20 protein-coding genes are annotated in these 24,222 nt (G+C 57.7%); 2 read left to right on the forward strand and 18 right to left on the reverse strand.

Translation table 11 applies throughout. From position 1 onward, the window contains the following. Nucleotides 1-4: 4 nt before the first annotated feature. The 18 genes from tssE to JFN93_RS07455 all read right to left on the reverse strand — a co-directional run bounded on the left by tssE (nt 5) and on the right by JFN93_RS07455 (nt 22,006). A complete protein-coding gene (tssE, locus tag JFN93_RS07365; protein WP_199383364.1) occupies nt 5-415 on the reverse strand; it encodes a type VI secretion system baseplate subunit TssE in 411 nt (136 codons plus the stop codon). 9 nt (nt 416-424) lie between these two features. Continuing rightward, nucleotides 425-1,435 (reverse strand): DUF2169 family type VI secretion system accessory protein, encoded by a 1,011-nt coding sequence (locus JFN93_RS07370; RefSeq protein WP_199383365.1) that lies wholly within the window; start codon nt 1,433-1,435, stop codon nt 425-427. A 27-nt stretch (nt 1,436-1,462) separates the two neighbouring features. After that, nucleotides 1,463-2,713: a hypothetical protein gene (locus JFN93_RS07375; RefSeq protein WP_199383366.1), complete on the reverse strand. Its 1,251-nt coding sequence runs from the start codon at nt 2,711-2,713 to the stop codon at nt 1,463-1,465. Continuing rightward, nucleotides 2,710-5,319: a PAAR-like domain-containing protein gene (locus JFN93_RS07380; RefSeq protein WP_328753641.1), complete on the reverse strand. Its 2,610-nt coding sequence runs from the start codon at nt 5,317-5,319 to the stop codon at nt 2,710-2,712. The genes JFN93_RS07375 and JFN93_RS07380 overlap by 4 nt, the downstream gene beginning before the upstream one ends. 42 nt (nt 5,320-5,361) lie before the next feature. After that, the gene (locus JFN93_RS07390; protein WP_236021574.1) at nt 5,362-6,414 is read right to left on the reverse strand and encodes a 3-oxoacyl-ACP synthase; all 1,053 of its coding nucleotides are present in this window, start codon (nt 6,412-6,414) and stop codon (nt 5,362-5,364) included. Continuing rightward, entirely contained in the window at nt 6,377-7,648 is a 1,272-nt protein-coding gene (locus JFN93_RS07395; protein ID WP_215907711.1) for a TIGR02270 family protein, read from the reverse strand. The genes JFN93_RS07390 and JFN93_RS07395 overlap by 38 nt, the downstream gene beginning before the upstream one ends. A 299-nt stretch (nt 7,649-7,947) precedes the next feature. Further along, entirely contained in the window at nt 7,948-10,020 is a 2,073-nt protein-coding gene (locus JFN93_RS07400; protein ID WP_199383368.1) for a type VI secretion system Vgr family protein, read from the reverse strand. Nucleotides 10,021-10,029: 9 nt separating this feature from the next. Further along, entirely contained in the window at nt 10,030-10,710 is a 681-nt protein-coding gene (locus tag JFN93_RS07405; protein WP_199383369.1) for a hypothetical protein, read from the reverse strand. Continuing rightward, nucleotides 10,694-11,239, reverse strand: a complete 546-nt coding sequence (locus tag JFN93_RS07410) for a hypothetical protein (protein WP_199383370.1) — start codon at nt 11,237-11,239, stop codon at nt 10,694-10,696. The genes JFN93_RS07405 and JFN93_RS07410 overlap by 17 nt, the downstream gene beginning before the upstream one ends. Nucleotides 11,240-11,316: 77 nt before the next feature. Continuing rightward, complete coding sequence (locus JFN93_RS07415; RefSeq protein ID WP_199383371.1) at nt 11,317-11,802, reverse strand: Hcp family type VI secretion system effector; 486 nt, start codon at nt 11,800-11,802, stop codon at nt 11,317-11,319. 53 nt (nt 11,803-11,855) lie between these two features. Next, nucleotides 11,856-13,340: a type VI secretion system contractile sheath large subunit gene (gene tssC / locus JFN93_RS07420; RefSeq protein WP_236021575.1), complete on the reverse strand. Its 1,485-nt coding sequence runs from the start codon at nt 13,338-13,340 to the stop codon at nt 11,856-11,858. A 10-nt stretch (nt 13,341-13,350) separates the two neighbouring features. Beyond that, nucleotides 13,351-13,836, reverse strand: coding sequence for a type VI secretion system contractile sheath small subunit (gene tssB, locus JFN93_RS07425; RefSeq protein WP_199383372.1), 486 nt, complete (start codon nt 13,834-13,836; stop codon nt 13,351-13,353). A 22-nt stretch (nt 13,837-13,858) separates the two neighbouring features. Further along, nucleotides 13,859-15,364 (reverse strand): type VI secretion system protein TssA, encoded by a 1,506-nt coding sequence (gene tssA / locus JFN93_RS07430; RefSeq protein WP_199383373.1) that lies wholly within the window; start codon nt 15,362-15,364, stop codon nt 13,859-13,861. 33 nt (nt 15,365-15,397) lie between these two features. Next, on the reverse strand, nt 15,398-18,859 hold the full coding sequence (locus tag JFN93_RS07435) for a type VI secretion protein IcmF/TssM N-terminal domain-containing protein (protein WP_199383374.1): 3,462 nt from the start codon (nt 18,857-18,859) through the stop codon (nt 15,398-15,400). After that, nucleotides 18,859-19,548 carry a DotU family type IV/VI secretion system protein gene (locus tag JFN93_RS07440; RefSeq protein WP_199383375.1) on the reverse strand — a complete coding sequence of 230 codons (690 nt, stop codon included), beginning with the start codon at nt 19,546-19,548 and terminating at the stop codon, nt 18,859-18,861. Before JFN93_RS07440 ends, JFN93_RS07435 begins: the two co-directional genes overlap by 1 nt. A 21-nt stretch (nt 19,549-19,569) precedes the next feature. After that, nucleotides 19,570-20,955 carry a type VI secretion system baseplate subunit TssK gene (tssK, locus tag JFN93_RS07445; protein WP_236021576.1) on the reverse strand — a complete coding sequence of 462 codons (1,386 nt, stop codon included), beginning with the start codon at nt 20,953-20,955 and terminating at the stop codon, nt 19,570-19,572. Between the two features lie 50 nt (nt 20,956-21,005). Beyond that, the gene (locus tag JFN93_RS07450; protein WP_199383376.1) at nt 21,006-21,701 is read right to left on the reverse strand and encodes a type VI secretion lipoprotein TssJ; all 696 of its coding nucleotides are present in this window, start codon (nt 21,699-21,701) and stop codon (nt 21,006-21,008) included. A 134-nt stretch (nt 21,702-21,835) separates the two neighbouring features. Then, nucleotides 21,836-22,006, reverse strand: coding sequence for a hypothetical protein (locus tag JFN93_RS07455; protein ID WP_199383377.1), 171 nt, complete (start codon nt 22,004-22,006; stop codon nt 21,836-21,838). Between the two features lie 369 nt (nt 22,007-22,375). On the opposite strand from JFN93_RS07455, the gene JFN93_RS07460 reads away from it, so the two are divergent. Both JFN93_RS07460 and JFN93_RS07465 read left to right on the forward strand, forming a co-directional pair. Then, nucleotides 22,376-23,236: an AraC family transcriptional regulator gene (locus JFN93_RS07460; protein ID WP_199383542.1), complete on the forward strand. Its 861-nt coding sequence runs from the start codon at nt 22,376-22,378 to the stop codon at nt 23,234-23,236. A 337-nt stretch (nt 23,237-23,573) separates the two neighbouring features. Further along, nucleotides 23,574-23,918, forward strand: a complete 345-nt coding sequence (locus JFN93_RS07465; protein WP_199383378.1) for a hypothetical protein — start codon at nt 23,574-23,576, stop codon at nt 23,916-23,918. Nucleotides 23,919-24,222 lie beyond the last annotated feature (304 nt).

Genomic DNA, 24,222 nt, shown 5'->3' on the forward strand with positions numbered 1-24,222 from the left:
TTGTTCAATGCTGCACGGTGATCTTGCCGCCCGTCTCGAGCATGGTCTCAAAACTAAGCCGCGTCGAGCGGCCGTCTCGCACCTGGGCATCGATGTGGAACCGGAGCGAAAGCAGGTCCTGGTCCTGAGGGATGAAGCAAACATGCACCCTTTCCAGACGGGGCTCGTACCGCTCAATCGCCTGCCGCATGTTCTGTTCGATTTCCCGCACCGAGTCGGGAAAATTCTGGAGGAAGTCGAGAAAATCAGGCACCCCGTAATCCGGGGCGATAGGAACGGCACCCTGGCGGGTGTTGAGGATGCGCTGCAGGTGGACGCAGATGGAGTCGGTCAGCCGCCGATGGTCCGTCGGCTCCCGCCGCTGGGGATCCGATTCGGTAAAGGCGATTCGCTCCAGCAGTCGTTCGCGTATCATGGCGCCACCTTAGAGGTTTTGCATCCGGATAGTTACTTGCCGAATTTCCTGGCCGGGGTGGTGCACGACCCGCCTTCCTCGCCACACCAGCACCACCCTCTCCTCGTCCGGCTCAACAATCACTGTATCAAGCTCTATCGGCAGTTCCTCTTCCGAGTTTGCCAGGCGCACCGTTACTTCCGGTTTCACTCCCGGCAAGCGGAAGGAAAGCCTGCCCTGTTTTGCGGCATTTTCGACAACGACTGGTTCGGTACCGGTCAAAAAGTTTGGTGTCGTGAGGCCTGGTGCGGCACAGGCGTTGAAGCGCAGGTCCTGCCCTTCGGGTAGCAGGGGGAATCTGGATTCCCGCCATACTTCATGGTATTTGTCGGCGAATCGGGCGCGCGGCTGCCAGTGGGGTGGGATAACACCCACCCCTGCCGGATCGGGGCGGTCGGAAAGCTTGGTGATAAGGAAAGAGGGATCCTCAAGATTGGGGAGCCGTAAGCCGTCGACCGGCAACTTGCTTTTTTTCGCACGCAGGCCGCGTCCGATCGGATTTTCCACAAAATGCTCGTGACATGCCGGGTCGGGCCAACTCGCGTCAACGCCTCCGAATGCCCGTTCCCAAACCAGAGGGATCCGCTCGAATGGCAGCGGTCGGGAAAGGGCAACCTTCCAGAGCGCTTTCATCCAGAACCGCTCGCCGAATACCCGTATCTTTTTCCGCACTGGACCGACGGCAAAAAGAACGTCGACCGCGGCTACACCTACTTTAGGAGCCCACGCATGACCGTTGAGGATACAGTCGGTTCCCGGCTTCTCCAGGAGAAGGTCACTGTCATACCTAATGCTGGATGAATTAGGAGCCCCATAGTAGACGGGAGAAAGCAGTACCGGCTGTTGCTCTTCAGCCAGCGCGAGCGCTCCGTCGTGTCTGAGCTGCCACGTCCCCTTTATCACCACAAGCAGTGACCAGTTCTTGCCGTCCGGGAGGGTGATCGCAGTATTCGCCAATGTAGTGGTATTTACAACTTCCATAGACGCACCTGTCAGATGCAGCTGGGGTTATCTCCCCTTCGCCCCCAATCCCTGGCGCCTTTCCTTGGCAAGTTTTTGCAGGTCCTCCTCCACGACGCAGTCGTGGAAAGTGGCACGCTTGCACTCAGGATGCGCTTCTTTGGACAGGTCCCAGCGGTAGATATCCTCGAGAAAGCAGCCGACAAAGCTGACGGGATTAGTGGTCCATGCGAAGCGGCCCGCATTGAACCAAACGTCTCCTAGTTTCATTGGAGTACCCAGGTAAAATGGGTACCTTTCTGAAACGGGCATAAGGTATGTTTTCTTATCATCCATCGCCCCTCCAACCTGAAACACGACCCAGTTCCCGTCTGGAGAGAAATCGAATTCTGTTGATGTAACGTGTTGGCCGAATAGACTTTGTGGGGTGCTGCTTCTTTTTTGATCCCACGTCACAACTACTTCGTCCTTTTCACCCGCCTCAAAAATTGCAAATGGAAGGTAAGGATGCAAATGAACTCTGGTGAAATTTATAACTAGCTTATTTTTTTTAACTATCTCCAAAAGCGGATGGTTTACTGTTTCAAATTCTAAATTTACAACTTTAAATATATCTTTGCCGATATCATATAAAAACAATTTATTATCCGCCAATGTCCAGGTTGTAGCACTTCCAATGTCAAGTTTTTTAATTACTTTTATATTTTCACCTCCTAAATCTATCAGGTGCAGCGTGGAAGAGGTATCCCAAGGATCGTGCGACCTACCACTATGTCGTTCAATATCAAATATAAAGTGTCGACGTTGTGCATCAGCAATAGCAATTTTTTCGATGGTGCCTCCAAGTGATGACACAATGGTAAACTCACGATGCAGATTCATTTTAAAATCATAAATCTCAAAAGCCCTTGTTTGGCCGAATCCAATTAGATCTGGAGAAATAACTGGTAGGTACTGTCCTCCACCGCCTATATCTTCAACAGCATTTTTGAAATATGTATGACGGTGCATAGATGTTTTACCGAAAGTAAATATAGTTATTGAGTTATTAATGTCATTACTACCAACAGAATTAGGTTGTGGCACAGCAAATATCGAAATATTCTCTACCGCTGCAAGCCGAAACAATCCAGCATTTAGATTATATTCAATATGATGTAATGACTTTGCCTCTTTGAGGTGATAAAGATTGTTTTGCATACTTTTCCCTCCATTAGCACCTGAACACAATAGGGTAACACCAGCAAATGATAACAAAAGCACGATCATTGTCATTGAGTACTTAATTTTGTATCTCATGATTTTGCCTCCTCACATGCAGTGAAGCTTCTGTTAGCTACTGTGAAATATGCAGCAACTTTCAATATTTCATCGATGACTTCTTGTTTTATTGGTTTAAGTTCTTTTATAATCTTAGGCAAGCGCCTCTTCTCGATAAAGTTTTTTGCAAGTCTTGGTACCTGCTCATCCAGCCGGTAGAAACGGAAAGGGTTATATTGTGTGAACCGTGGCCACAGGCTCGTATCGAAGTCATCAAGGCATCTCTTGGTGTCCCTGCAATATTGCTTGAAGTCTTTCCCGACGAAAGGAACGCTGTAGGAGAGGGTCATGTACCAGTCGGTTCCGAACAGGATGCGGTCCCTTAATCGGGGGTGTTTCTGGATAATTGACTTGAAATTGTTACGGAAGGCGTCACAGGCAAAGGACGATGAGATATCGGTATAGAGATTGGGATAGTCCCCGCTCTCGATCATATCGATGAGGTCCTCATTCCAATGCATGCCCAACTCCGTCGGACCTCCGAAGTGTGCAAGGCATAGATGTAAATCATATCGATCTAGCACCTCCTGCCATGCGTGTGGTGAAACGAAACGCTCGTTGAAATACGCCTCGGCATCCCTCGACTCTTGCCATTTGTCTTCGCGGGTGTCGTTCCAGTGTACGAATTTCATATACTCCTTCCTCTCGAACGTTGCCGCCCCATCGGGTGTGCAGTGATTCATGATGGGAATTCGACGGGCCGAACACTGCTCGTAAAAGTCCCTCATTATTGGCAATCGTCTGTCCAGGGGACGGTAGCCTTGGGCTGTGTACATTTTGAACCCCAGGTATAGCCCTTCATCGGAAACCTGCCGCATCGGGAAGTCATTACTGTTGCCAGGCTGCCATCTTCGGGGGTCGTAATGAAACATCGGAAGAAACTTCAACGGGTACTTCAACACCGCAAGCTCGGTATTCTTTAACTGTTTTTCCCATTGTTCGTACTTTTTTGTTTCATCAGAGGAGGTAAGGACGGGAACCGAATCTATTGCAACCTGAACTGTCTTATTGGTGTTGGTATCAAAATAAGAGCCCACCAGCGTTGCCTTCTCGACTGACTGAAAATCCTTCTGCAACACCGGATGAGCGGGATGTCCATCTGAGCCTGTTCTATGATAAACATCACCATCCTCATTTCTGACAATCTTCTCTTTGACATAGGTCCCCTTCAACGGCGGTGGCTGCTTTTCCCAGTGGCCGTGCACTGGACACCAGTACGCGCAAGGTTCCAGTTTTTCGATGTCTTCCAATGTCCTGTAAAGGGCATTATAGAGTTTCAGCCCGAAGTACCCATCCACGTGGGCATATTCCATGTCCATGGTCATTACCACACTAAAAACCATGAGATTTGATATGCCCGAATACAATCTTTCTTTTTGCAGCCACTCATACACCTTTGATCTTTTGCCAATGAAGTCGTCTGCTATCAATTCTGTTGATTTCGACGATTGCTGCGTAAGGTTTCTTATGTGGCGCGTTGGCGACTTGTATCTACCGTCATTTTCTTCTAGATCCTTCTGCAAATCTCTCCATCCAGCCATCGGATTCCAAAATAATTCGGATAATCTGTAGATTAGGCCACCTGCTTCGATCAGGTACCCCCCAAATTCGCCAACATTTTCTAGGCATCTTCGGGTCGCCTTTTTAGTCAAGACGCTGAGGTCTTGCATCCATTGCAGCGGTGCGCAGCGGCCACTCTCGATGTGCATGTGAGAATCAACCACAACCGAATACTGCAGAATGCTGATCTGATGAAAACCGTCGCAAGCAAGCTTCGATTTTACTGACTTCAATGTCTGGCCTTTCGGATCATTCTGCTCCATATGCGTCTTCCGATCATCGGACGTGGCGTTACCTACTTTCTTTTCCAATTGGAAAACCTTGTTGTAAAACAGATAGTATTTGTTGTTCAATTGAGCATCTTCAGGTTCAAAGGTGATCTCAAACAACGAATCTGGATCCTGAGCGGTTAATTCGATCACGCCGTTGTCATCGGTAATCCTTTCTACATCGCTGCCGTCGGAAAGCTTCCGGATCTTGAACTTCAGCCCGGGGATTGGCCTGTTGTCCTTATGGCCTATTTTGTAGCTCTTTGAGCGTTCATCCCACGAGAGATGCTCCACCACCCTGAATTGAAAAGTCCCTTTCTGCGGCTTCTCCTTGAGATCCTCGACCGGAGGAGGCGCGGAAGTGTCCTGGTTCATACCGATCGCATTTCTGTTGTTTTGCGTCATCAGGTCGGTGTTCCGGCAGGCGCCTTTCCCTTCCACCGTCACATCGAACGAACAGTTGGCAAATTCTGCTTTTCCTCCGACCGTACCCGATCCCACCCCCCTGCCGCTGCCGGGCTCGTCACCGGTGCTCTTGCTGTAGCAACACCCGTCTATCGCGCCCATGCCGCCGTTGACTTTCACCGTCCTGGAGCCGTTCTCAAGCGACGCAGATTTCGCCACGTTGATGTAGGGTACCGGAACCATTGCCGGTCCCGCCGGTGTGAGACAGACATCAGGGCCACTCACGGTGATCGCGTCGCTTTTGCTGCTCGACATCCCCTGGCCGTTGACGAATACCGTCGATTTCCCCACCTGCACACCTCCTTTACGCTGACAAGAGGCCGTTCGGCGCCACTAACGAGGAGCCTCCAGTATCACCGCACCGCAGGAACCGTGATCATCGGAGCAAAACGCCAGGACCGGCGAAGGCAACCACCCCCGTAGGAAACCTTGGCTCGCGACGACCGCGAGTACCCCGCCACTGGCGGCGCCGATGTCACCATAGCTCTTTGCCGGAGTCAAAAATCTCCGCCCTTCAAGGCACTCTTTAAAACATCGCATGTCGGCGCAAACCCACTCCATGGCCCTGCTTGCTTCGCCATTCAAATCTCCCAGCACGGCAGCAATTGCGTTTCCTGAAGTTCCTTCAAGTACCGCACGGCAGGCCTCGGTAAGACCGGTACCGGTGCTGGAAGCATCAGAGGCCCGGGCGTTCCGTTCCTCCGCCAACCCCAGGCGAACTATCCGCGCCAATGCCGGCCTCCCACCAGCCTTGGCCCGTAATGCGTCTTCCACGACCACAAAGGAAACCGCTTCGCTGGCAATCAGACCACCGTGTCGGCCGTAGCTTTCCGACTTAAGACGGCCCGCACCTTCGAACCAGTTCAGCGTCGACTCCCTGATAAGCGAGTCGACCCCGCCTATCACGCAAAGGGCGTCGGCATCGCCTTCGAGAAGGTGAGCCGCAAGGTCAACGGCGTAGTGAAAGGATGCATTGCCATTCGGCACGTGCTCAATCGATGACGAGTTGCTCCAGTGGCGGAGGAGTTTCACCAACGGCCTGCTGCAGCGCTCCTCGTAACGTGGACCGGGTCGCAGCAGCGGGGAGACGCCTAAGAAGAGGTGTATCTTTGCGGGCCGACGCGCCCCGTTGCTGAAGTAATTCAGAAGCAGCTCGGTCAGGCATTTCCGGGCGATGAGAGCCTTGCGGGCTGAAGTATCTCGATTGCCGTCGTCAATTCCGGTGATAGGCGCCACCGTTATAGGATTATCGTTTTGGTCGACATAGTCGTCATGGGTTGCAAAGCCCGAAACTCCAGCCCGAACCGAAGCAGCAGTCATGGCCCCGTCGAGCCCCACCGCAGTGATGCTATTTGCAGCTGTGATGATTAACTCTTTCATGGCCATCGCTGGTCACCATCTGTCTGAAGGCTGGAGCCCGCACGTTGAAAAGTGGGCGTCCCGGCTCCATCAATGCAAGTTCCAAAGCGGCCGCCGCACGTTGTCTCTGCCCCCCCACCAGAAGAACGCGCCGGAGCTGATCCGGCACGATCGGTTTGCCTAAGAGGTAACGCACACCATTTTGGTAATTTCTCCGGTGATTTCGCCACCAAACCCCGACAAAAAATGGCTCAGGCCAGGGAAGATCTTCATCTGGGTCAAGCTCCACATTGGAGTCTTGAGGATCATCAGTGGGACCCGCGGCAAAGCCTTCGGGCGGAAGACCTTGCAGTCCCTCGGCGGCTACGTCGACACCGGTTATCATCGTGAACGCCTCACCGGCACACCGCGCCATTTCGGGAACTGTCATCTGCTCCAACAGCCACGGTACGGCGGACACTTCCCCGACGATGCCCGCCGCAAGGACGGCAAGCCGGGCTCTGGCAGGGGATGCGGCGAGTTCATGCTGCCAGACCACAGCGGTCGCCGGCTTGAGCCGCCGTAGGAGGAGGTTCAGTGCCTCTTCACCGAATCGTGGATCAGCGACAAACGGTTTCAGTGCCTCAACAGCTTCGTCATCCCCTGCTAAGGCTAAGGACCATGCCGCGGAAAACCGTATCCCATCCTCGGCTGCCGCCAACTGCTGCCGCAGGGGATAGAAACGGATGTTGTTGAAGCAACCAATCTCCCCAAAGGCGCGGAGGGCGCGGGTTTTGACCAGCGAGGAGGAGTCGTAGGCGGCGGTATTGAGATGGCTTCCCGGATCATGGCGATGCGCAGCGCATCCGCCGATACCGAGATAGCGTCGAAATGGTGATGGTGTCGTAAGCAGCCGGTAAATCTGCGGCTTTGCTTTCTCGAACTCTATCCATCCCAGGGCGGAAATGATGACGCGGGCTTGGTCCGGATCCTCCCCTGCGGTTTGGAGGACGTGGTCGATGCGGCTTTCGTTGCCGCTTTCGAAGGCGAGAACAGCAGCGGCGAAGGTGAAGTCAGGATCGGCGCCGGCGAGCGCAGTCTCGCACCGGTCCCAGGCGGCATCACCTGCGACACGAAGCACATCGATCTGGGCCTCCAGACGCTCGTCAAGAAGTATCAGGTCTCGAAGCGAGATCTGAGGGGCACGGACTGACTTGGATCGGAGCATCCGCAGAAATCCAGCTTCATTCAATACTTCATGAACAATCTCTTGTATTGTCATGATCACTTACACGCTAGTTTATGGAGGTGGAGGCTCCTTTTATTCGATTTGCTCCAGAAGAGTAACTGAGCACGTAAGCCCCCTTGATGATAACTTTGCCTTCACAAGTAAGAGTTATGGACGCCTTTCCACACTGCAAAACAATTTCTTCTTCGGCATGGAAGATTACTCGCTTTCCGTCTACCCGAACCTCATCCAGACATTGCGTCTCCGTCTGGCCAGACAGAGGCTCCCGTGAAGCATTTTCAAAAGGTATGGACGGGCCAACTCGATCTTTCATGGCAGCACCTCCGAAACCCTCAGTTTTTGAATATCTTTTTAGCCTTGAGGGTGATACTGCTTTCATCGATTACGATAGTTGAAGAGCCGACTTTCAACGTGATCTTGGAGGCTTCGATGACATATTCGTTCGTTTTGGCAGAGTATCGTCCGCTAACTGCCTCTGAGCAGTCACCTCCAACCGTTGTTGTTTTCCCGCCGGCGACTTTTTCGGTCATCGTGGTTCCGACAAAGACCGCTTTCGCCAAGCCGACCTCTTCCGTCTTTGCACACGCCACCGTTTCGTTCATTTCCCCACCGACAGTCACCTGATAGAGGCCACCGATAGTCAATTCCTTGGCTGCGCCCACCGTCTCCGAGGAGTTGACCGTGACGTGCTCGTTCTTGCTGGCGCCAACACCAAGGTGCATATTGGCGCCGATACTCTCCGTGTGATCAACCCCCACGTGGATCGTTTTATTGACTCCTATAGTTTCCGTCTGATTCTTATTCACTCTTTTTGCACGATCATTTCCCACTGAAACTGTCTCGTCGTGACTGACATCCTCCTTCTTGTCGTGTTTCACATGGATGTTCCAATCGCGCTCGCTTTGGAGGTAGATCTCTTCGCGCCCCTTGCTGTCGTCGAAGCGGAGCTCATGGAAGTTGTCCCGACCCCCGTTGGGATAGCTGCGGGTGCGGATGCCGCTTTGGCACCTTTTGGCGGGGAGCGGATAGAGCGCCGGAGAAAGGGCGTTGTTGACGCTGCCGATGACGATGGGCCAGTCGGGATCGCCGTTGATAAAGGCGACCAGAACCTCATCACCTACCCGCGGGATGGCGATCACCCCCCAGCTCTGGCCGCTCCAGGGCTGCGCGATGCGCAACCAGCAAGAGCTTTTTTCATCCTTTTTACCCTCGCGGTCCCAATGAAATTGCACCTTCACCCGCCCGTACTCGTCGGTGTAGATCTCCTCGCCGGGAGGACCGACTACAACGGCGCTTTGAATGCCTGCCACAGTCGGTTTTGCGATTATCCTTTCCGGCCGCAACGGTTTTGTCGCTGAAATTGCAAGAAACTCGTTACGATAGGAAGAATCACCGCCGATACCAGAGTTTTCGCCGAGTACATGGTTTTGACCCCCTCGGTGAACTACCTCGACCAAGACATAATCGGTGTTGAGAGCGTCTTGATCATGATCTTTAAGGATGAATGAGAACCCGGCAGTGAACCGCTTACAATTGCTATGGCCTTCCGCGAAATCTGAGAGGGTATTTCTCTCCTCAAGTCGAATCTTGGCATACCGCTTCCCTTCTTCTGGAATTCGGTAACTGCCAGGATAGTGATAGATCTCAACCTCACCTTCCTGAGTCTTCATCTGAGTTGTCATATCAAGTGAAGGACGTTTGAAATTGTAATTACGCAGGGTCACCTTGCCAGGCGCAAGTCGTTGAGCACTTTTAAAAACTGAAACAACTGCATTTTCAGAAACCAAGCCAGCATCGTTATGACATGCGAGGCACGGATCTCCTTGGATATGTTTATATGCAGTAGGATCATCTGCAACAACTAGAACATGACCATCAGCGGCATGTTCAAAGAAGTAAAATATTCCCTCGCTCTCCAGAAGCCTTGCTATAAAATGCCAATCGCTTTCTCCGTACTGGACAACATACCTTCCCTTTTCATACTCATGGACGAGCCTGAACTCGTACGAGTCAGCAGGCATCAACTTCCCCAACAAGTCATGAGTAATTTCGACAACAGATTGTTCCTGAAAAATGCGGAAGTTCATGTTTTGAGAAAGAGTCCAAGCAGTTGGTACTAGATGTGCTTCATAGAGGTAAAAGTGTCCATTCCGCCCCGCGATGCGGAGTTCGTTGACGACTCCATGAAAGTAGCGCACATCGAAATCTCCGCACAATTTCAGAACAGCCGGGTTGCCCATCAATTCCGACAACACCAGCGGATCTTCCGAAACAAGGGAAACTTCGACCGAAAAGCAAGTTGAGATTGCCTCTCTTGCCGTAAACGCTTGGACCGACACTGCGGCATCAGCACCGATGAAGGAAAATGTAAATTTTCGATGGACTGGTTCCACGTCGAAATTCATCACCCACTCCTATCGTTGCCACCGCACATGAATGTCTGTTTGCATAAGGATTGGTTGTGTGGGGTCTGATTCCAATCTCCATCGTTTGATAGCTTCGGGGTTACGGGTGGGGATTACGATCTGAGTAATGGTCCTGGCTCCCCGTTCCCATCTGGTGGTAAGCGACAGAGGATCATCATCAGCGTTATCTCGATTCTTACCTACAAACTTCCAGAACCTCACCTCTTTGAATGCTAAGCCACCCCAAGGGTCTCTAACTGTCTTGTCACCTTTACTGATTGCACCGGCATACCCCCCCCTAGATGTCGACATGGCCCGTGCATACATACCATCTTCCCTCATGAACGAAGTTTTGCCCGACTTAGAACTTAGGAAAAAATACCCCCCCCTTGGCTTCTCGTCTCCAGGATAAACAGTTATTACATGACCGTGTACTCTCTCTTTAGCTCCGCCCACTACCAACGTTCCTCTATTTGCTAAGGCACTGAGTTCAGAAAGTGAAACCTCTTCCCAATCAGGACTTGATGAAATCATCTCTACGAGATCATTCGCAACAAGATATGGCTGGTCTGGGTTGTATTGTTTAATAACATACCATACTGCATGGCTGCACGACTTTGGATAAAGTACAAAAGCTTCATCACTAGCAAGTTTCAGTTTTTCAAGTTTATTTCTATCGTCTTCTGCCATGAATCACCTCACCCTTCTTCATCTCATATTGCTGTGTAATACTGTTCCAAAATATTGGAGGATAAAAATAATCTCCATCGACTGCTGGGTTAGTCACATCGATACGTATTTCTTTGGGCATGCCGTTTTCCCATTTGCCAAAAAAAACTTCTGGTTCAGTCACATCGTCTCTTGGGTAAATCTCCGGCAAACGTCCTATAACTTTAAAATTATCAGTCACAATTACAGGAAGTGGAAAGTTTTCCCATCTTTGAGTACGTCCGGCGGCAGAAAATGATAGATAGTATTCATCAACCCAGATTGAGACAATTGACAACTTAGTTTCTACATTATTCTGATCTTTAACATCACATTTCTTTGTGTAATTAATATATTTTTGGAACTCAGATGGCAGACGATTGGCCTGTGAGATTTCGATCGGATAGCACTGTTTTTCAGAAATAATGACAAAATCAGACTTCGCATCAACGCGATTTACCCAAAAAAGAAGGCATCCAATAGCTATCAGTAAACAAGGTAGTTTATTCATAGCTGCCTCACTTAATAGATGGTAATCTCAAGCATGCCCTCCCCCTCCCACGGAGGAGGGCACCACACCTGGCAACCTTACTTCGGCGCCGCCCAGGAGTCCTCGGCCTCTATGCCGTTGGGCTCCCAGGTCCACTTGATCTTCTTATAGGTGAACGATACCTGTTCCATGTGACGGTACGGCTCGTTCGCCGCTACCAGCGTCACCGGCATCGAAGGCTTGATGTTGACGACGATGGCATCCTCCAAAACATGGGTGAAATAGTGTTCTTCGGTCCCCTGCTTCGTGATCCGATACCACTTGAGGGTGACGTTCTTCAGATGCTCTCCGGTGCAAAGTGCCTGGTAGAGCTTCGGCGAACTCTTGTCGTACTCCTTGGTTACGCTGAGCGGGCCGTGCACCCGCTTCCCCGTCGCCAGCCCGTCGGTAGGGCTGCGGGGAATGCTGATGTCGTGCTCCATCGCGTAAACGAGGATCGTCCCTTCACGCCCCTGCATGTCACAGGATCCCTCGATCTTTCCCTGCTTCTCGCCTTGAATGGTTAAATGTGCCGGCATTGCCATGACGTATCCTCCCCTGAACGGTTAGTAGTGTTCGCCTTGCGGCAGCGTTTCGTTTATTCCTTCTCCAGTTTCCCCACCAGCGAGAGCGTGAAGTAGGCACCCATGTATTTGAAATGCGGGGTGACCTTCAGGCCCACGCGGTACCACCCCGGCTCGCCGGGGACCTCGCTCACCGCAACCTCGGCCTGGCGCAGCGGGCGCCGGCTGCGTACGCCGGGCATCGGGTTGTCCATGTCCGAGACGTACTGGCGGATCCAGAGGTTCAGCTCGTTCTCCAGGTCGCCGCGCTCCTTCCAGCTCCCGATGTGTTCGCGCTGGATCACCTTCAGGTAGTGGGCGAGCCGGCTCACGATGAAGACGTAGGGAAGCTGCAGCCCGAGCTTGTGGTTCAGCTCCGCCTCCTTCCCCTCCTTGCTGGTGCCGAAGTACTTCGGCTTTTGTACCGAGTTCGCGGAAAAGAAGGCGGCGTTGTCGCTCCCCTTGCGCATGGTGAGGGCGATGAAGCCTTCCTCGGCGAGCTCGAATTCCCGGCGTTCCGAGATGAGGACCTCGGTCGGGATCTTGGTCTGCAGCGCCCCCAGGGCCTCGTACTGGTGCAGCGGGAGGTCGTGCACCGCTCCGCCTCCCTGCGGGCCGATGATGTTGGCGCACCAGCGGAAGTTGGCAAAACTCTCGCTGAGCCGGGTGGCGAAGGCAAACGCGGCGTTGCCCCAGCAGTAACGCTGGTGGCTGTCGGTGACCGCCTCCTCGTAGTCGAAGGCCCGCACCGGATCGGTCGCCGCACCAAAGGGGAGGCGCAGCAGAAACCGCGGCAGGGCAAGACCTACGTAGCGGGCATCTTCGGTCTCCCGGAACGCCTGCCACTTCGCGTACTGCGGCCCCTCCAAAATAGAGGCGACATCCTTGAGATTGGGAAGGGTGGTGAAGTCGTCGCAGCCAAAAAACTGCGGCGCAACTCCGGCGAGAAACGGCGCGTGCGCCATCGCGGCGACCGCAGCCATGTTTTGCAAAAGCTTCACATCCTGGGGGCCGGGACCGAATTCGAAGTTGCCGACGATCGCCCCGAACGGCTTGCCGCCAAACTGCCCGTACTCGGCGGAATATACCGTCTGGTACAGGGCCGTCTTCATGACCTCCGGGGCATCTTCGAAATCGTCCTGCAGCTCCTCTTTGGTCACGTTGAGCAGCTCGATCCGGTTGTTTTCGCGAAAATCGGTCCGGTCCACGAGAAAGGCGAGCGAGCGCCAGGCGGACTCCAGCTTCTGGAAGGCCTCGTGATGCAGGATCTCGTCGAGCTGCTCCGAGAGCTTGCGGTCGATCTCGGCAATCGCGCAGTCCAGGACCGCCTTCGACGGTTTCACCTCTTCCCGTCCCGGCTCGAGCATCAGCGTCACCAGGGCCTCCACGCCGCGCTTGGTGACCGCATAAGCCTCGTGCTCCGGCTCGACGCGGGTGGTCCGCAGAATATGTTCCAGGAGTGAGCTCTTCTCATCGAGGCAGGTAACCTCAACCGTTTTCATCCCGTTGTTGGAACTCATAGCGGCCTCCTCAATCTTTCCCGGTGATCTCGGCCAGCAGCTTGGGCCGCAGAGTGTCATTGGAGAGAAGCTCCTGAAGGGTGCGCCGGAAGTCGGGGAGGTTCGCGAGCGGTCCTTTCAGGGCACGCAAGGCCTCACGCAGCTCAAGGAGCCGCTTCAACTGCGGCACCTGCTCGACAACGGCCTCCGGTGCGAAGTCGGAGAGGGCCGCGAACTGCAAGGCCACCTCGAGCTCGTCGTCCGCCTTGTCGCAAAGCCGGTTAGGCACGCAAAACTGCAGGGAGATCTCGTGGATCCGCATCGCCTCGTTAAAGTTGTCCTTGTTAACGGCGACCGGCTCCCGCCGCTCCAACGGCCGCGGATCCGGGGAACCGGAAAAATCTCCCACGACGAGGAGCTTCATCGGCAGCTCTACCTCCTCGCGGCCATCACCTTCGGCCGGCCGGTAAACGATGTTGACTCTTTCCTTCGGTGCAACTGATCCGTCCTTGCCCATGGTCCCCTCCTATCCTCGTTGGTTAGCTGCGTTCTCCTTCCTTTGCCAGCCGGATCATCTCCGTTGCATCCAGCCGCGCGATCCGGTGCAACACCTCCCGCGCCTGCTCCGGGAATGGCGGATCCTCCAGCATCGAAAACCCGCGCCAGGCAAGCTTCAAAACCGATAGTGCCAGCTCCGGCTCGTAGGTCTCCAGCCGGTACCGCTGTATGTCCCGAACCGCCTGCTCCAAGTGCGGCAGGGCGAGCCGGGTCCGGCCGGTCTCCACCAGCACCTGCGACAGCGCCACCCGCCACTGCAGCCGATCGCGCTGGGAGCTGCAACACTCCAGCTGGCGCTGCAGTCCCTCGATCGCTTCGATCAACTTCCCCTCAGCAATGAGAGACACCGACTGCTGCGTCTGCTGGGTGATTGAATCCACCTCGGCACCAAGCAGTGCAACCGGCGCGACGGGGGAAGGGGCCGGTGCAACGTCATTTCCCAGCCACTGCCGGGTGGCAGGATCGGCGAACGGAGTGCCGTCGAAGAAGGCGAGCGCCTCGACTCCGGGAAGCCGCTGGAGCAGAAAGGAGCTCTCCTGGGCGACGACTGTCGCGGCGTCAGAAGCACCGAGCCCCGCCAGGGCTTCGGCTGCCAGACGGTTCAGGTCGAGCCAGAAGATGTGCTGGTCGAGCAGGCTTTCAATGGCGTCCAGGTAACAGGCCAGGTCGGCGCTCTTGCCTAAATCTGCCAGTCGGGAGGAAGCAGCGGACGGAGGTGGAGCGAGGCGGGTTTTCGCCCCTTCCGCAGGGGGCAACGTGGTGACCGACAGCCAGGCGGCTTGCCGTGACAACCGGTAAGCGAGCGGGGCAGCGGGGTTACCTCGGCGCAGGGCGGCCGCTGCCTCCCGGAGCCGGGGCAAGACATCGGCGATGGGATCAGTGGCGGGTGGGTTTAGAACTAGCGGCTCCGCCTCGGCATCGCGATCCGACCGATCCGACCGATCCGACTGATCCGACTGATCTGGTACGGCAGCTCGCTCCAGGAACTCCCGCAGCGGCCGCAGCGGGGTTGCCTCCGGCACGTGCTCGACCATAAGCCGCTCCAGGCGGCTCAGCCCCTCTTCCAGCTCGGCGAGCTGCGCTGCGGTTACCGCTGCATTCAGCTCCGGCAGGTGAACATCGCACTTCTCCAGCCACCACTCCACCGCCCGGACCCGCCCCCGCATCCGCTGGGGGAACAGCGCCGCTCCATGGTATTGGAGGAGATCCGCGTATACGTTCAAGGCGACCGCCAGCCCCTCCACCCCGCGGCTCTGCATGAGCCCCACCGCCAGGTAACTTGCCACCAGCAGGTCCTTTGAATGGCAGGAGAGGATCTCGGCGGCGTAGCTTGCCACCTTTTCCCACTCCACCGACCCCGCCAAGGACGGGAGCGAGGACTTGTCGACCTCCGCCTGTAACTGGTCGAACAGCGGATGGTAGCGGACGTCGTCCCCCGACGGCCGACCGGCCGAAATGCCTTCCCTACCAAGTGCCGAGAAGTCCATGAATACCTCCACCTAACCAACACCTGTCAGGAGTTAATTACTCCACCCCCGGGCAATGTACCGGGGGATCTGGCCCGCCGCCGCCCCGGCTCCCTGCTTGATCACCTGTTCGCTTCCGGTCAGGTGATAGGCGACTCTCAAGTACCGGATTCCCATCCTTTCCAGTGCCGACCGCTCTCCTGGAAAGTCCCTCGGGGTGAAGGTGTGCTGCCCGCCGGAAAACGCCTGCAGGAACTCGGGGAACCCCTGGGGACCCGGGTAGTTGCGGGTCAATACCAGGTCCCCGACCTCGATCTGCAGCTGCACGTCGCCGCAGCCTTCCGGGGACCAGTTGAAGGTCTTCCCGACCGGGTAGTTCAGGTTGGCAAGCTGCTGGGAACCTGCCGCGCAATGCAGCTCCAGTCGCGTTGCATGGGGCCTGACGCGCGCTTCCGGGTTGGCGTCAGTGGGGAGTCCCTGGATCCCCACCGCGTAATTCGATTGCCGGGTCAGAGCCGCAGCCTGGACCTGGTTTCCCCGCTCCAGCAATTGGAAGAATGCCCCCTCGAAGGGAAGGCCCGCCCCGAGAACCGGCTTGGATCGGTATCCCCCGGCGGAGCGTGAGATAAACGGCGCGGCCGGCCCCCGGACGAACTTCCAGGCCAGTCCTTCCGGCCCCAAGACCAGCGGAGTCGCCTGCGCCCCCGACAGCCCGAGGGTTCCGGCCAGCACCTGTTCCTCCCATTGACTCTGCAGAGATCCGGCAGCCTCCCTCCGGACGAAGTTCAAGAGGAAATCGAGCGGCCCGGTAACCAGCCGGGAAACCGTCGCGTTGCCGCCGAAGTCGCGGGCAAGGGAGGTTTCCACACCCCGCGCGGAGCTGCACGCGGTCCAGAAAGGGGATTTCCCCACTGCGGGGTCCTCACTGAAAAGAAGGGCCGCAGCCTGGAATGCCTGGTTGCGCGAGGTGGTCGACGTCACGATGGCAGCAAGCGCCGCGCGGTAACTCCTCAGCGCCTGCTGCCCGGCGGCTTGCGCTTCGAGCTCCTTGGCATCGGCCTTCCGCCCGACCGACTGTTCCAGGGAAGCAAGCAGCTTCCGCCCCCCTTCGGTGGCTTTTCCTAAAGCCTGCGGAACGTCGTCCCGAGACGCCAACATCTGCAGGCGGATGAGCTGTCGCAGCCACGTCGGGACCTCCGCACCGATTGCTTCGCTCCCCAATTCCGTGGTGATCCGTTTGACAAAGGCAGCGTAAGGCCCCTCATCGCTCGCCATCCGGGAGGCTACTTCCTGCCACTCCCGCTCCCCCGCCAGGCGCTCCGCCCCGCGGGGAAACGCGGCAGCAAATGCTTCCCAGGCGGCCCTGCGCGCCTGGCGGTACCAGGTTTCGAAAGCCGATCGCTGGGCCTCAGCCACCTGCGGCGCGGGAACGGCCAGCTCTATTTCATGCAGCACCGCCTCCATCTGGTGGCGCCCTTTATTGGAAAAGTAGGGTGCTATCGACGGCTCGACCGAAGCACGCCGGCTCCCGCCCCAAAAATCGGCCAGGGTGACCGGAGGCGTTTTCCCATCCAGCTCGGCCAGGGCCAAAGACCACTGCAGGTTCCGCTTGACCGCCAGCAGTTGTCTCAGTCTCTCCTGGAAGAGGGTCAGCTCCTGGCGGAGGTGCATCGGATCCTGACTCCAGCCCAGGTACGAGAGATAAAGGGAGTCAAAGCGATCTCCGGTTCCCGGGGGCACCACGGTCACCTCCCTCGGTTGAGGCATCGTCCGGAGTTCGCCGTCCGTGCTTCCCTTGAGCCGGGCCCGAATGAGGTTGATCCGCCGGGCCAGGTGCAACACGTGTTCCGCATAGGCACGGTCGGGGGAGGCCGGCGCAAGCGACGACGCCGCCTGCAGCAGCGCCGCATCGTGAGCGGCAAGCGTGCCTTCCCGGAACTGCCGGCAAAAGCGGGACTTGAGCTCACTTTCGACCGTCACACTTTCGTTCAGCCCGAAGCGGGGCATCCACCAGCGGCGGTTCCGCTCTTCGACCGCCAGGATGCCATCGCGAAACTTCAGCATCGGACCGGCTCCGGCAGCTGCGTTGCCCGCGACCGCAGTGGCGGTCACATCCTGCGCGATCAGCCGGATTGCCGCGATGTTCTTGGCAAAGGACACGGTGAGCAAGCCGCAAAGAGCCAGTCCCGCCACGCTCCATGCCACGAGCCCGAGGTTGTCGGTGACGCGGCGCCATTCCGCTGCCCTCTTGGTGGGGGTCCCCAAGGCCCGGTCGGCCGGAAGGGTCCGCGCGAAGAGATCGTGCAGGAAGAGCCCCCGTGAAGGCTCCTCCCGGCGCGGCGGCAGTGTGGACCCGCAGGCCGGCTCGATAGCGGCGGAGGCGGCGCCGTTTTGCTCGGCACTGGTGAAGAAGATGCCGCGCAGCAGCGGAGTCTCCCGGTAGGGGCTCACCCCGAAGGTTTCGGCCAGAAGCAGGGCCAGGGGGAGTTTCAGGTTAGCGAAAGCCTCGGGAAGCTGGAGCATCCCCAACGCAACCGGTGTGGATGAAACTGCGGAACCGGCCGGCATGCCATGCTGCCGAAGCAGGTAGAGGCGCAGCGCGCGCAGCTTGTCGGCAACGGTCGTGAACGCCGTTTCCAGGAAAGCACCGACATCTGTGGTGAGTTCGTCCTTGACGGCCCCCATTGGGTGACCACAGCTTTTCGCCGGCAAGGCCGCAGCCAATTCGGTGAAGCCATCGATCAGGTCGCACTTGGTGACCAACAGGTACACCGGGAAACGATAGCCAAGCCCGCGCATCAACTGGTCGAGGCGGCGGCGCAGGAGCCTCCCGGTACCAGCCAACTCCTCAGCGTTTGGATGGAGCAGCTGATCCGCAGCGACCGTCACCACCACGCCGTTGAGCGGCTCCCGGCGCCGGTTGCGGAGCAACAGACGCAGGAAGAGCCGCCACTGCTCCTTGTCACGCACCTCGTGCTCCGGCACCGTATAGCGGCCGGCGGTATCGATCACCACGCTCTGGTCGAAGAGCCACCATTCACAGTTCCTGGTGGGACTCCCGACCGAGGTGTCCTCGTCCCGGAGAAAATGCGAGGAGAGCCCGCAGTTACTCAGGCAGGCGCTCTTCCCGGACCCGCTCGCGCCAATCACCAGGTACCACGGGAGGACGTAGAGGGGGTTACCCTGCCGCTTCAGATGGGAGCGCCGGAGGATGCGGAGGCCTCTTTTCCATTGTGTCTTGAGCGCGTTCAGCTCCTCAGCCTCCCGTTCCGGGATCGCCGGCGCCGGTTCGGCATCGGAGACGGTCTCGGCGAGTTCCCGTTCGCGGCGCCAAAGCCAAAGTCGGCGCAGCATCACCACGGCAAGGCAGACGCCGATGAGGAGCAGGCCCAGAAACAATCCCGCCCAGGGCGGCCACTTCAGAGCTACCGCGCCCTGAACCAACAGAAGCAGCGCCAACAGGGCGCCGGTTACCACGGCCGCAAGTTTGAGGATTTTCCCGGAGATAACGTTCATCAGTTGCCTACCCCCTTAAGGAAGCTGTCGCCGATGCTGGTCAAAACGAAGCGGTAGACCACGAACAGGAGTGCGAACAGAAGCGGCGGTACGCCCAGGCAAAGGATGGTCGGCAGCGAGGAGAACCGGCTCCGCGTGCGTGCGCACTCCCGGGGTGCCTCGGATCCGGGAGCTTGGTTCCCCCAGTCGGAGAGAAAATCCCCCCGCTCCAGCGCCGATACCGCCGGCGCCCCCAGCAGCAACGCGAGTTGGGCGTTTTTCAGCTCATCGAGCCGGGATTGGTCTCCGGGGTTGCAATAGCGGCCGGTGAAGCCAAGGACCAGGCAGAGGTAGTAAATCTCCCGGGCTTCCCCCTGATCCGGGCTCAGCCGCTCCAGCCGCTCGAAGAATTCGGCGCCGGCAGCAGTCGTGCGGTAGTAGGTGCGCTGCAACTGCTCTTTGAGCCAAAGCTGGCGGTCTTCCCAGGGAGACGCCGCCACCATCTCGTCCACCCAGGCACAGACCGCGAAACGCGCCAAATCGTATTCCTCGGCGCTCCCCGCGCCCGGGCGCACCGGGGTTTCGGTTGCCGACAGGAGCCGGCTCACCGTCCCCTGCACATCGCCAAACAAGGGGTGCCGCACTTCCAGGTCTCTGAGCAATTGGGCCACGTAGACGAAAACCGGCAGAAACAGATCGGTGAGACGCATGGGATGCCTCCCGGCGAGCGGTTACAACGGGGAAAGGATCATGAGGTCGACCTCCAGGTCCTCGGGGGCGCGGTCCCAATGCAGGGCCAGGTTGTGCCCCTTGGTTACCAGATCCCACTGCGGGTCCTGATGATCGATGGAGAAGTACAGAGTGCGGGAGTTGCGCGGGAGTTCCGGAGGAGGATTGACCAGTGGCTCCAGGCGGAGCCCCGGGAGTGCGCGTGAGGAGAGGATTGGAAGCTGATCCCGGGCACTCAGCTTGGCCACCGAGTCCAGGGCGGCCAACACGGTACAGGACTCCTCCGCGCTGCGGACCGCCAGGAAGTAGGAGTTTCCCGGCTCCAGTTGGCCCGGTTTCAAATCGGCCGCGTAATACACGCCATCATGGATGAGGCGCACGACGTAATCCGGCCCAGCGGTGATTTGGGACAAAAGCCGGGTGAGCAGGATTTGTGCAGCGGAGAAGCACCCCCACAGATCGGAGTGGTCGTAGGGAGGCAGGAGCGTCGCGTCCTCAGCGCCTCCGACCGGGTTGGCACCGGCCGAAAAGGCGGCAAGCTCGGCGACCGCCTGCCGCAACGTGCCGTACACCTCCCAAGGGTGGACCGAGTCCCCCGACTCGATGAAGTGGGACAGCACTGCGATGTTGCGGTTGAGCGTTCTCAGGGCCAATAGGCACGTCATCTCGCGCGAGCCGAATTCCGTCTTCGGTCCCCGTTGTTTATGAAAAGCCCCGAGCTGCCTGGTCCGGCCGACCATTTGATCCCGCATCTCCCGGACCAGGCGGGAAAGGGGTTCGCTCGCGGCAAGGACCAGCGACGGCGGAATGAAGCGCTCCGTCACCCGGACCGAACCAGCCATTTCCAACCGCGCCAGCGGAACCAGCAGATACTCGGCGGCGGCATCCAGCTCCGTCTCCCAGAAAAGTTTCAGCAAATGATCGAGACGCTTTACCTGCGCCGCCGGTCCCCGTGCATGGAGGTCGGTCACCTCCTCGGGATCCGCCCGAGTGACGAACCGGGTCTCCGCTTGCCGCGCTTCCTCCGGCCAAGTGATCACCGTTACATTCTCGCCGGCTTCGTTCCACCGGCGCAGCCCAAGATAGAGCAAAAGCTGCTTTCCCTGGAGCAGGCAGGGATCGAACGGACGGGAAGGGAGCACGGCATTGCCCGGGAGTTCCACGTAGGTGCCGTCGAGAAAGAGAAAGGCTCCGGAAGGAACGGAAACTACCCCGGCGTCCAAGGCGGTCGCATCGAGAGCAAACCCGCCGACGCCCCAGAAATGGGGCCGTCCGTACTTTAAGAGCGGTATGGGTGCAGCACCCGCGCCCCGATCCTGCAACTGGAAGTGCTGCGGCTGTAGGAACACCCCTTGGTACCAAAAAACGGGCCGGTCGACCTTCATCATCACCCTCCTTGAGCGGTACGGCTGGAACAGAGAGTTTAGAAACGGTCTGACTAAAGAAGAATGGGTGAAACGATTAGGGATGAATGAAACAAGGCGGTGGGGCCATAGAGATAGGCGCTCTTCAGGTAGTTTTGTTTTTCCGGATCTTTCTGGGGTTGCGGATTGTTTTTGCGGTCCTTGCCTGCATCGTCCTGGAACTCGGTGATGCCGTGCGGTCCCAGGTAAAGGTGGATGCTGAGTCTCTGGGTTATCTGAGTGACCCCTCCCCCGCGGATTTCCTCGATCAGCGGCACCGGGTAGGCGCGGGTCGCAAGCTTGCGATCCCCCTTGAAATAGCCGGCGGCGATGCCGATGAACTTCGCGCCGTCGGCGCGGTCCATCAACTCTTCGATCTCCTGGCCGGGCTGAACCACCAGGGTGCGGGCATGCATCACGCTCGGGTCGAAGCGATTGCATTCGAGCAGCCGCTGCAGTCCGTCTTTTTCGCTTTGCAATTGCTGGAAGCCGTTGGGGTCGCGGAGATGATAGATACAGAGAAGCAAGGTATGGGGGGTGTTACGGAAGAGGTTGAGCTTGGGATCGGCCCTGAGATGAATAGAGATGCCGCCTTTCTGGTAACTCCAGTCGGCTGGGTTGGTGACCGGAAGGGGAGCAGGGAGGGAACCGGTGGCGTTCCGAGCTGAGGAGCAGCTCAAGAGCACCAGGGAGAGCAAGAAGATGGACGGTAGGCAGATTACCCCTCGCACGACAACCTCCCGAAATTGTTGCATTTAACGCCACGTCATCGCAGGTCTTCATCCTTTCTGGAGCAATAATCGGATGGTTATACCATGGATTTACCTTAGGGCAATCCAATACTTTTACTGACCGCAATCTCCCGCTAACTCGCAACGCAGCTTCCGCAGCGGTCGCTGTCGGTGCCGGCGATCTCGGTGCCGCACACCGCGCAGGCATTGTCCCACTCCGGGTGCCCCGCCTCGGTCGCCCGCTTCTTCGCTTCCAGCTTCCGTACCTCGGCTTCCATCTCTTCGTTGTATTGCATCTCGAACATGGGTGACCTCCTCTCTTCCCGGTCGTAGCCGCCGGGCCGGCTTGGAATAGCATCTCAGGCTACCGCAGCGGGGCTGCGGCGTCAATCACCAGTCGACACCACCGACCGTTCACAGGGTGGGCAGCCCTCTACCCACCGACGCTCCAACGCTACGGCACAGGGTGCCCATCATACCAATGTAGAAAAACCCCAGAGGCAAATCCCCCCCGCCCCCCTTCGCAAAGGGGGGAGATTAAGGGTGTACGGCGATGAAGGCTTGCCTTTTCTGCCGGGAATCGGGATGCTACGTGATTGAGCAATTTCGGTCAGGATTGCCGGCGGGCGTTGGGGTAGGATCGCCTCACGAATTGAGGTGGCGAACGGGTGAACATGGATCGGGAAAAGGCATACGCGCAGCGCTTCGAAAGGGTCTTCGAGTACATCGAAAAGCATCTGGACGAACCGCTTACCGTCGAACAGTTGAGCCAGGTGGCGCACTTTTCCAAGTTCCACTTCCACCGGCAGTTCTCCCTGTACGTCGGCATGAGCGTCTCGGCCTACCTCCGGCAACTGAGGCTCCGCCAGGCTTCCTACCGCCTGGTCTTCGGCCGGGAGGCACGGATCATCGACATCGCGCTCGATGCCGGTTTCGAAAGCCCCGAGGCCTTCACCCGCGCCTTCCGGCAGCTCTGCGGACAATCGCCGTCTCAATTCCGAAAATCCCCCCAGTGGCAGCCGTGGACCGAGCGGTTCCGGCTCCCCCCCAGTAAAAGGAGAGTGACGATGGACGTGAAAATTGTCGATTTTGCCGAGACCCAGATCGCGGTCCTGGCCCACCAGGGCGCACCGGAAAAGATCAACCATTCGGCGCAGGTCTTCATCGCATGGCGCAAAGAGACCGGGCTGTCCCCGGTGAAAACGAGCCGCACCTTCGGGATCGCCTACCACGACCCGGAAACCACCGAGCCGGAGCAGTTCCGCTTTGACATCTGCGGCGAGGTGACCGGGCCGGTCCCGGAAAACCCGCAGGGGGTGGTGAGCGGCGTCATCCCGGGCGGACGCTGCGCGATGGTTTTGCACCAGGGGTCGCACGACCGGATGGGGGACACCATCTACCCCCTCTACCGGGAGTGGCTCCCGCAAAGCGGGGAGAAGCTGCGCGACTTTCCGCTCTTTTTCCGCTACGTGAACCTGATGCCGGAGGTCGCGGAACATGAGCTGGTGACCGAGGTGTACCTGCCGCTTAAGTGACGCGTTGGTACGGGGAGTTCTGCCCCGAAAAAGGGGCACGAAGGGCTGAGACAAGAAAAGGGGACCGGCGGCTCGGTTTGGAAAAGCAGCGGTCCCCTTTTTTTTTCGCCTGCAGGACGGACATTCGACAAAAGGAGAGGCGTCACTGAAATTTAACAGATGATTAACATGAATGACTTAATCATCTGGCAGAATCCGGCATCAATTCTGCCCACACGAACGCGAAGAGATGCTGCCGGGAACTTTGCTGCCCTGCCTCACCACAGGACCCAGAAAGCCCAGTGCAAGGTGATCATTTCACCTGCACTGGGCTTTTTTTTGCCTTTGAGCGGAGATAATGAAACCGATGCGTCGCCTCTCCTCCCACATGCTGGCAGTACTTATGTCGGTGCCTCTGGTGCTGCTGATGCTGCAGGTGGGCATCGCACTGCTGCACCAGCATCATGACGCCTCGTACTACGACAACGACGATCAATTCCACTATGTCAGCGGCCATGCCACCGTCTCCGGCTCCACGTCGGTGCACCTCTCCCCGGCCGCCGACGTCCTTCCCTTTGCACGCATCGCCTTCGTGAAAGACCGCGGTACGGGTCGCCCCACGACCCGCCCCGCCGATTTCGGCCCGAAACCCTTCCCTGCCGTTTCCCCCCTTCTTTTCCCCGAACGCGCATCCCCAGCCTGACCAGCGCGGCGCGCCGAAGCTCGCGCGCTGACTCGACCACCCGCACCGTAACCTACGTTTAATCCGTCGCCGGACGGCGAAGGGGAAGGACCGCGCCCGCCACGCGGGCCGGCTCCCTTTTCTCCGCGCGAAAGCGCCGTCGCCCTTTGGCCGGCAACGGGATTGGTCCCGCTTGAGGGCCGGGCCTCGCCGCGACCGGTGCAGCGGGAGTACCGCCCGGCCCGGCGCTGCCGCGCCCTCGTTTTACCGCTTCTTCAGCCGCCGCAAAGCGACCGCAGACACGGCGTCGTTAAAATACCTGGCT

The sequence above is a fragment of the Geomesophilobacter sediminis genome (assembly GCF_016458275.1).
Taxonomy (GTDB): Bacteria; Desulfobacterota; Desulfuromonadia; order Geobacterales; family Geobacteraceae; genus Geomesophilobacter; species Geomesophilobacter sediminis.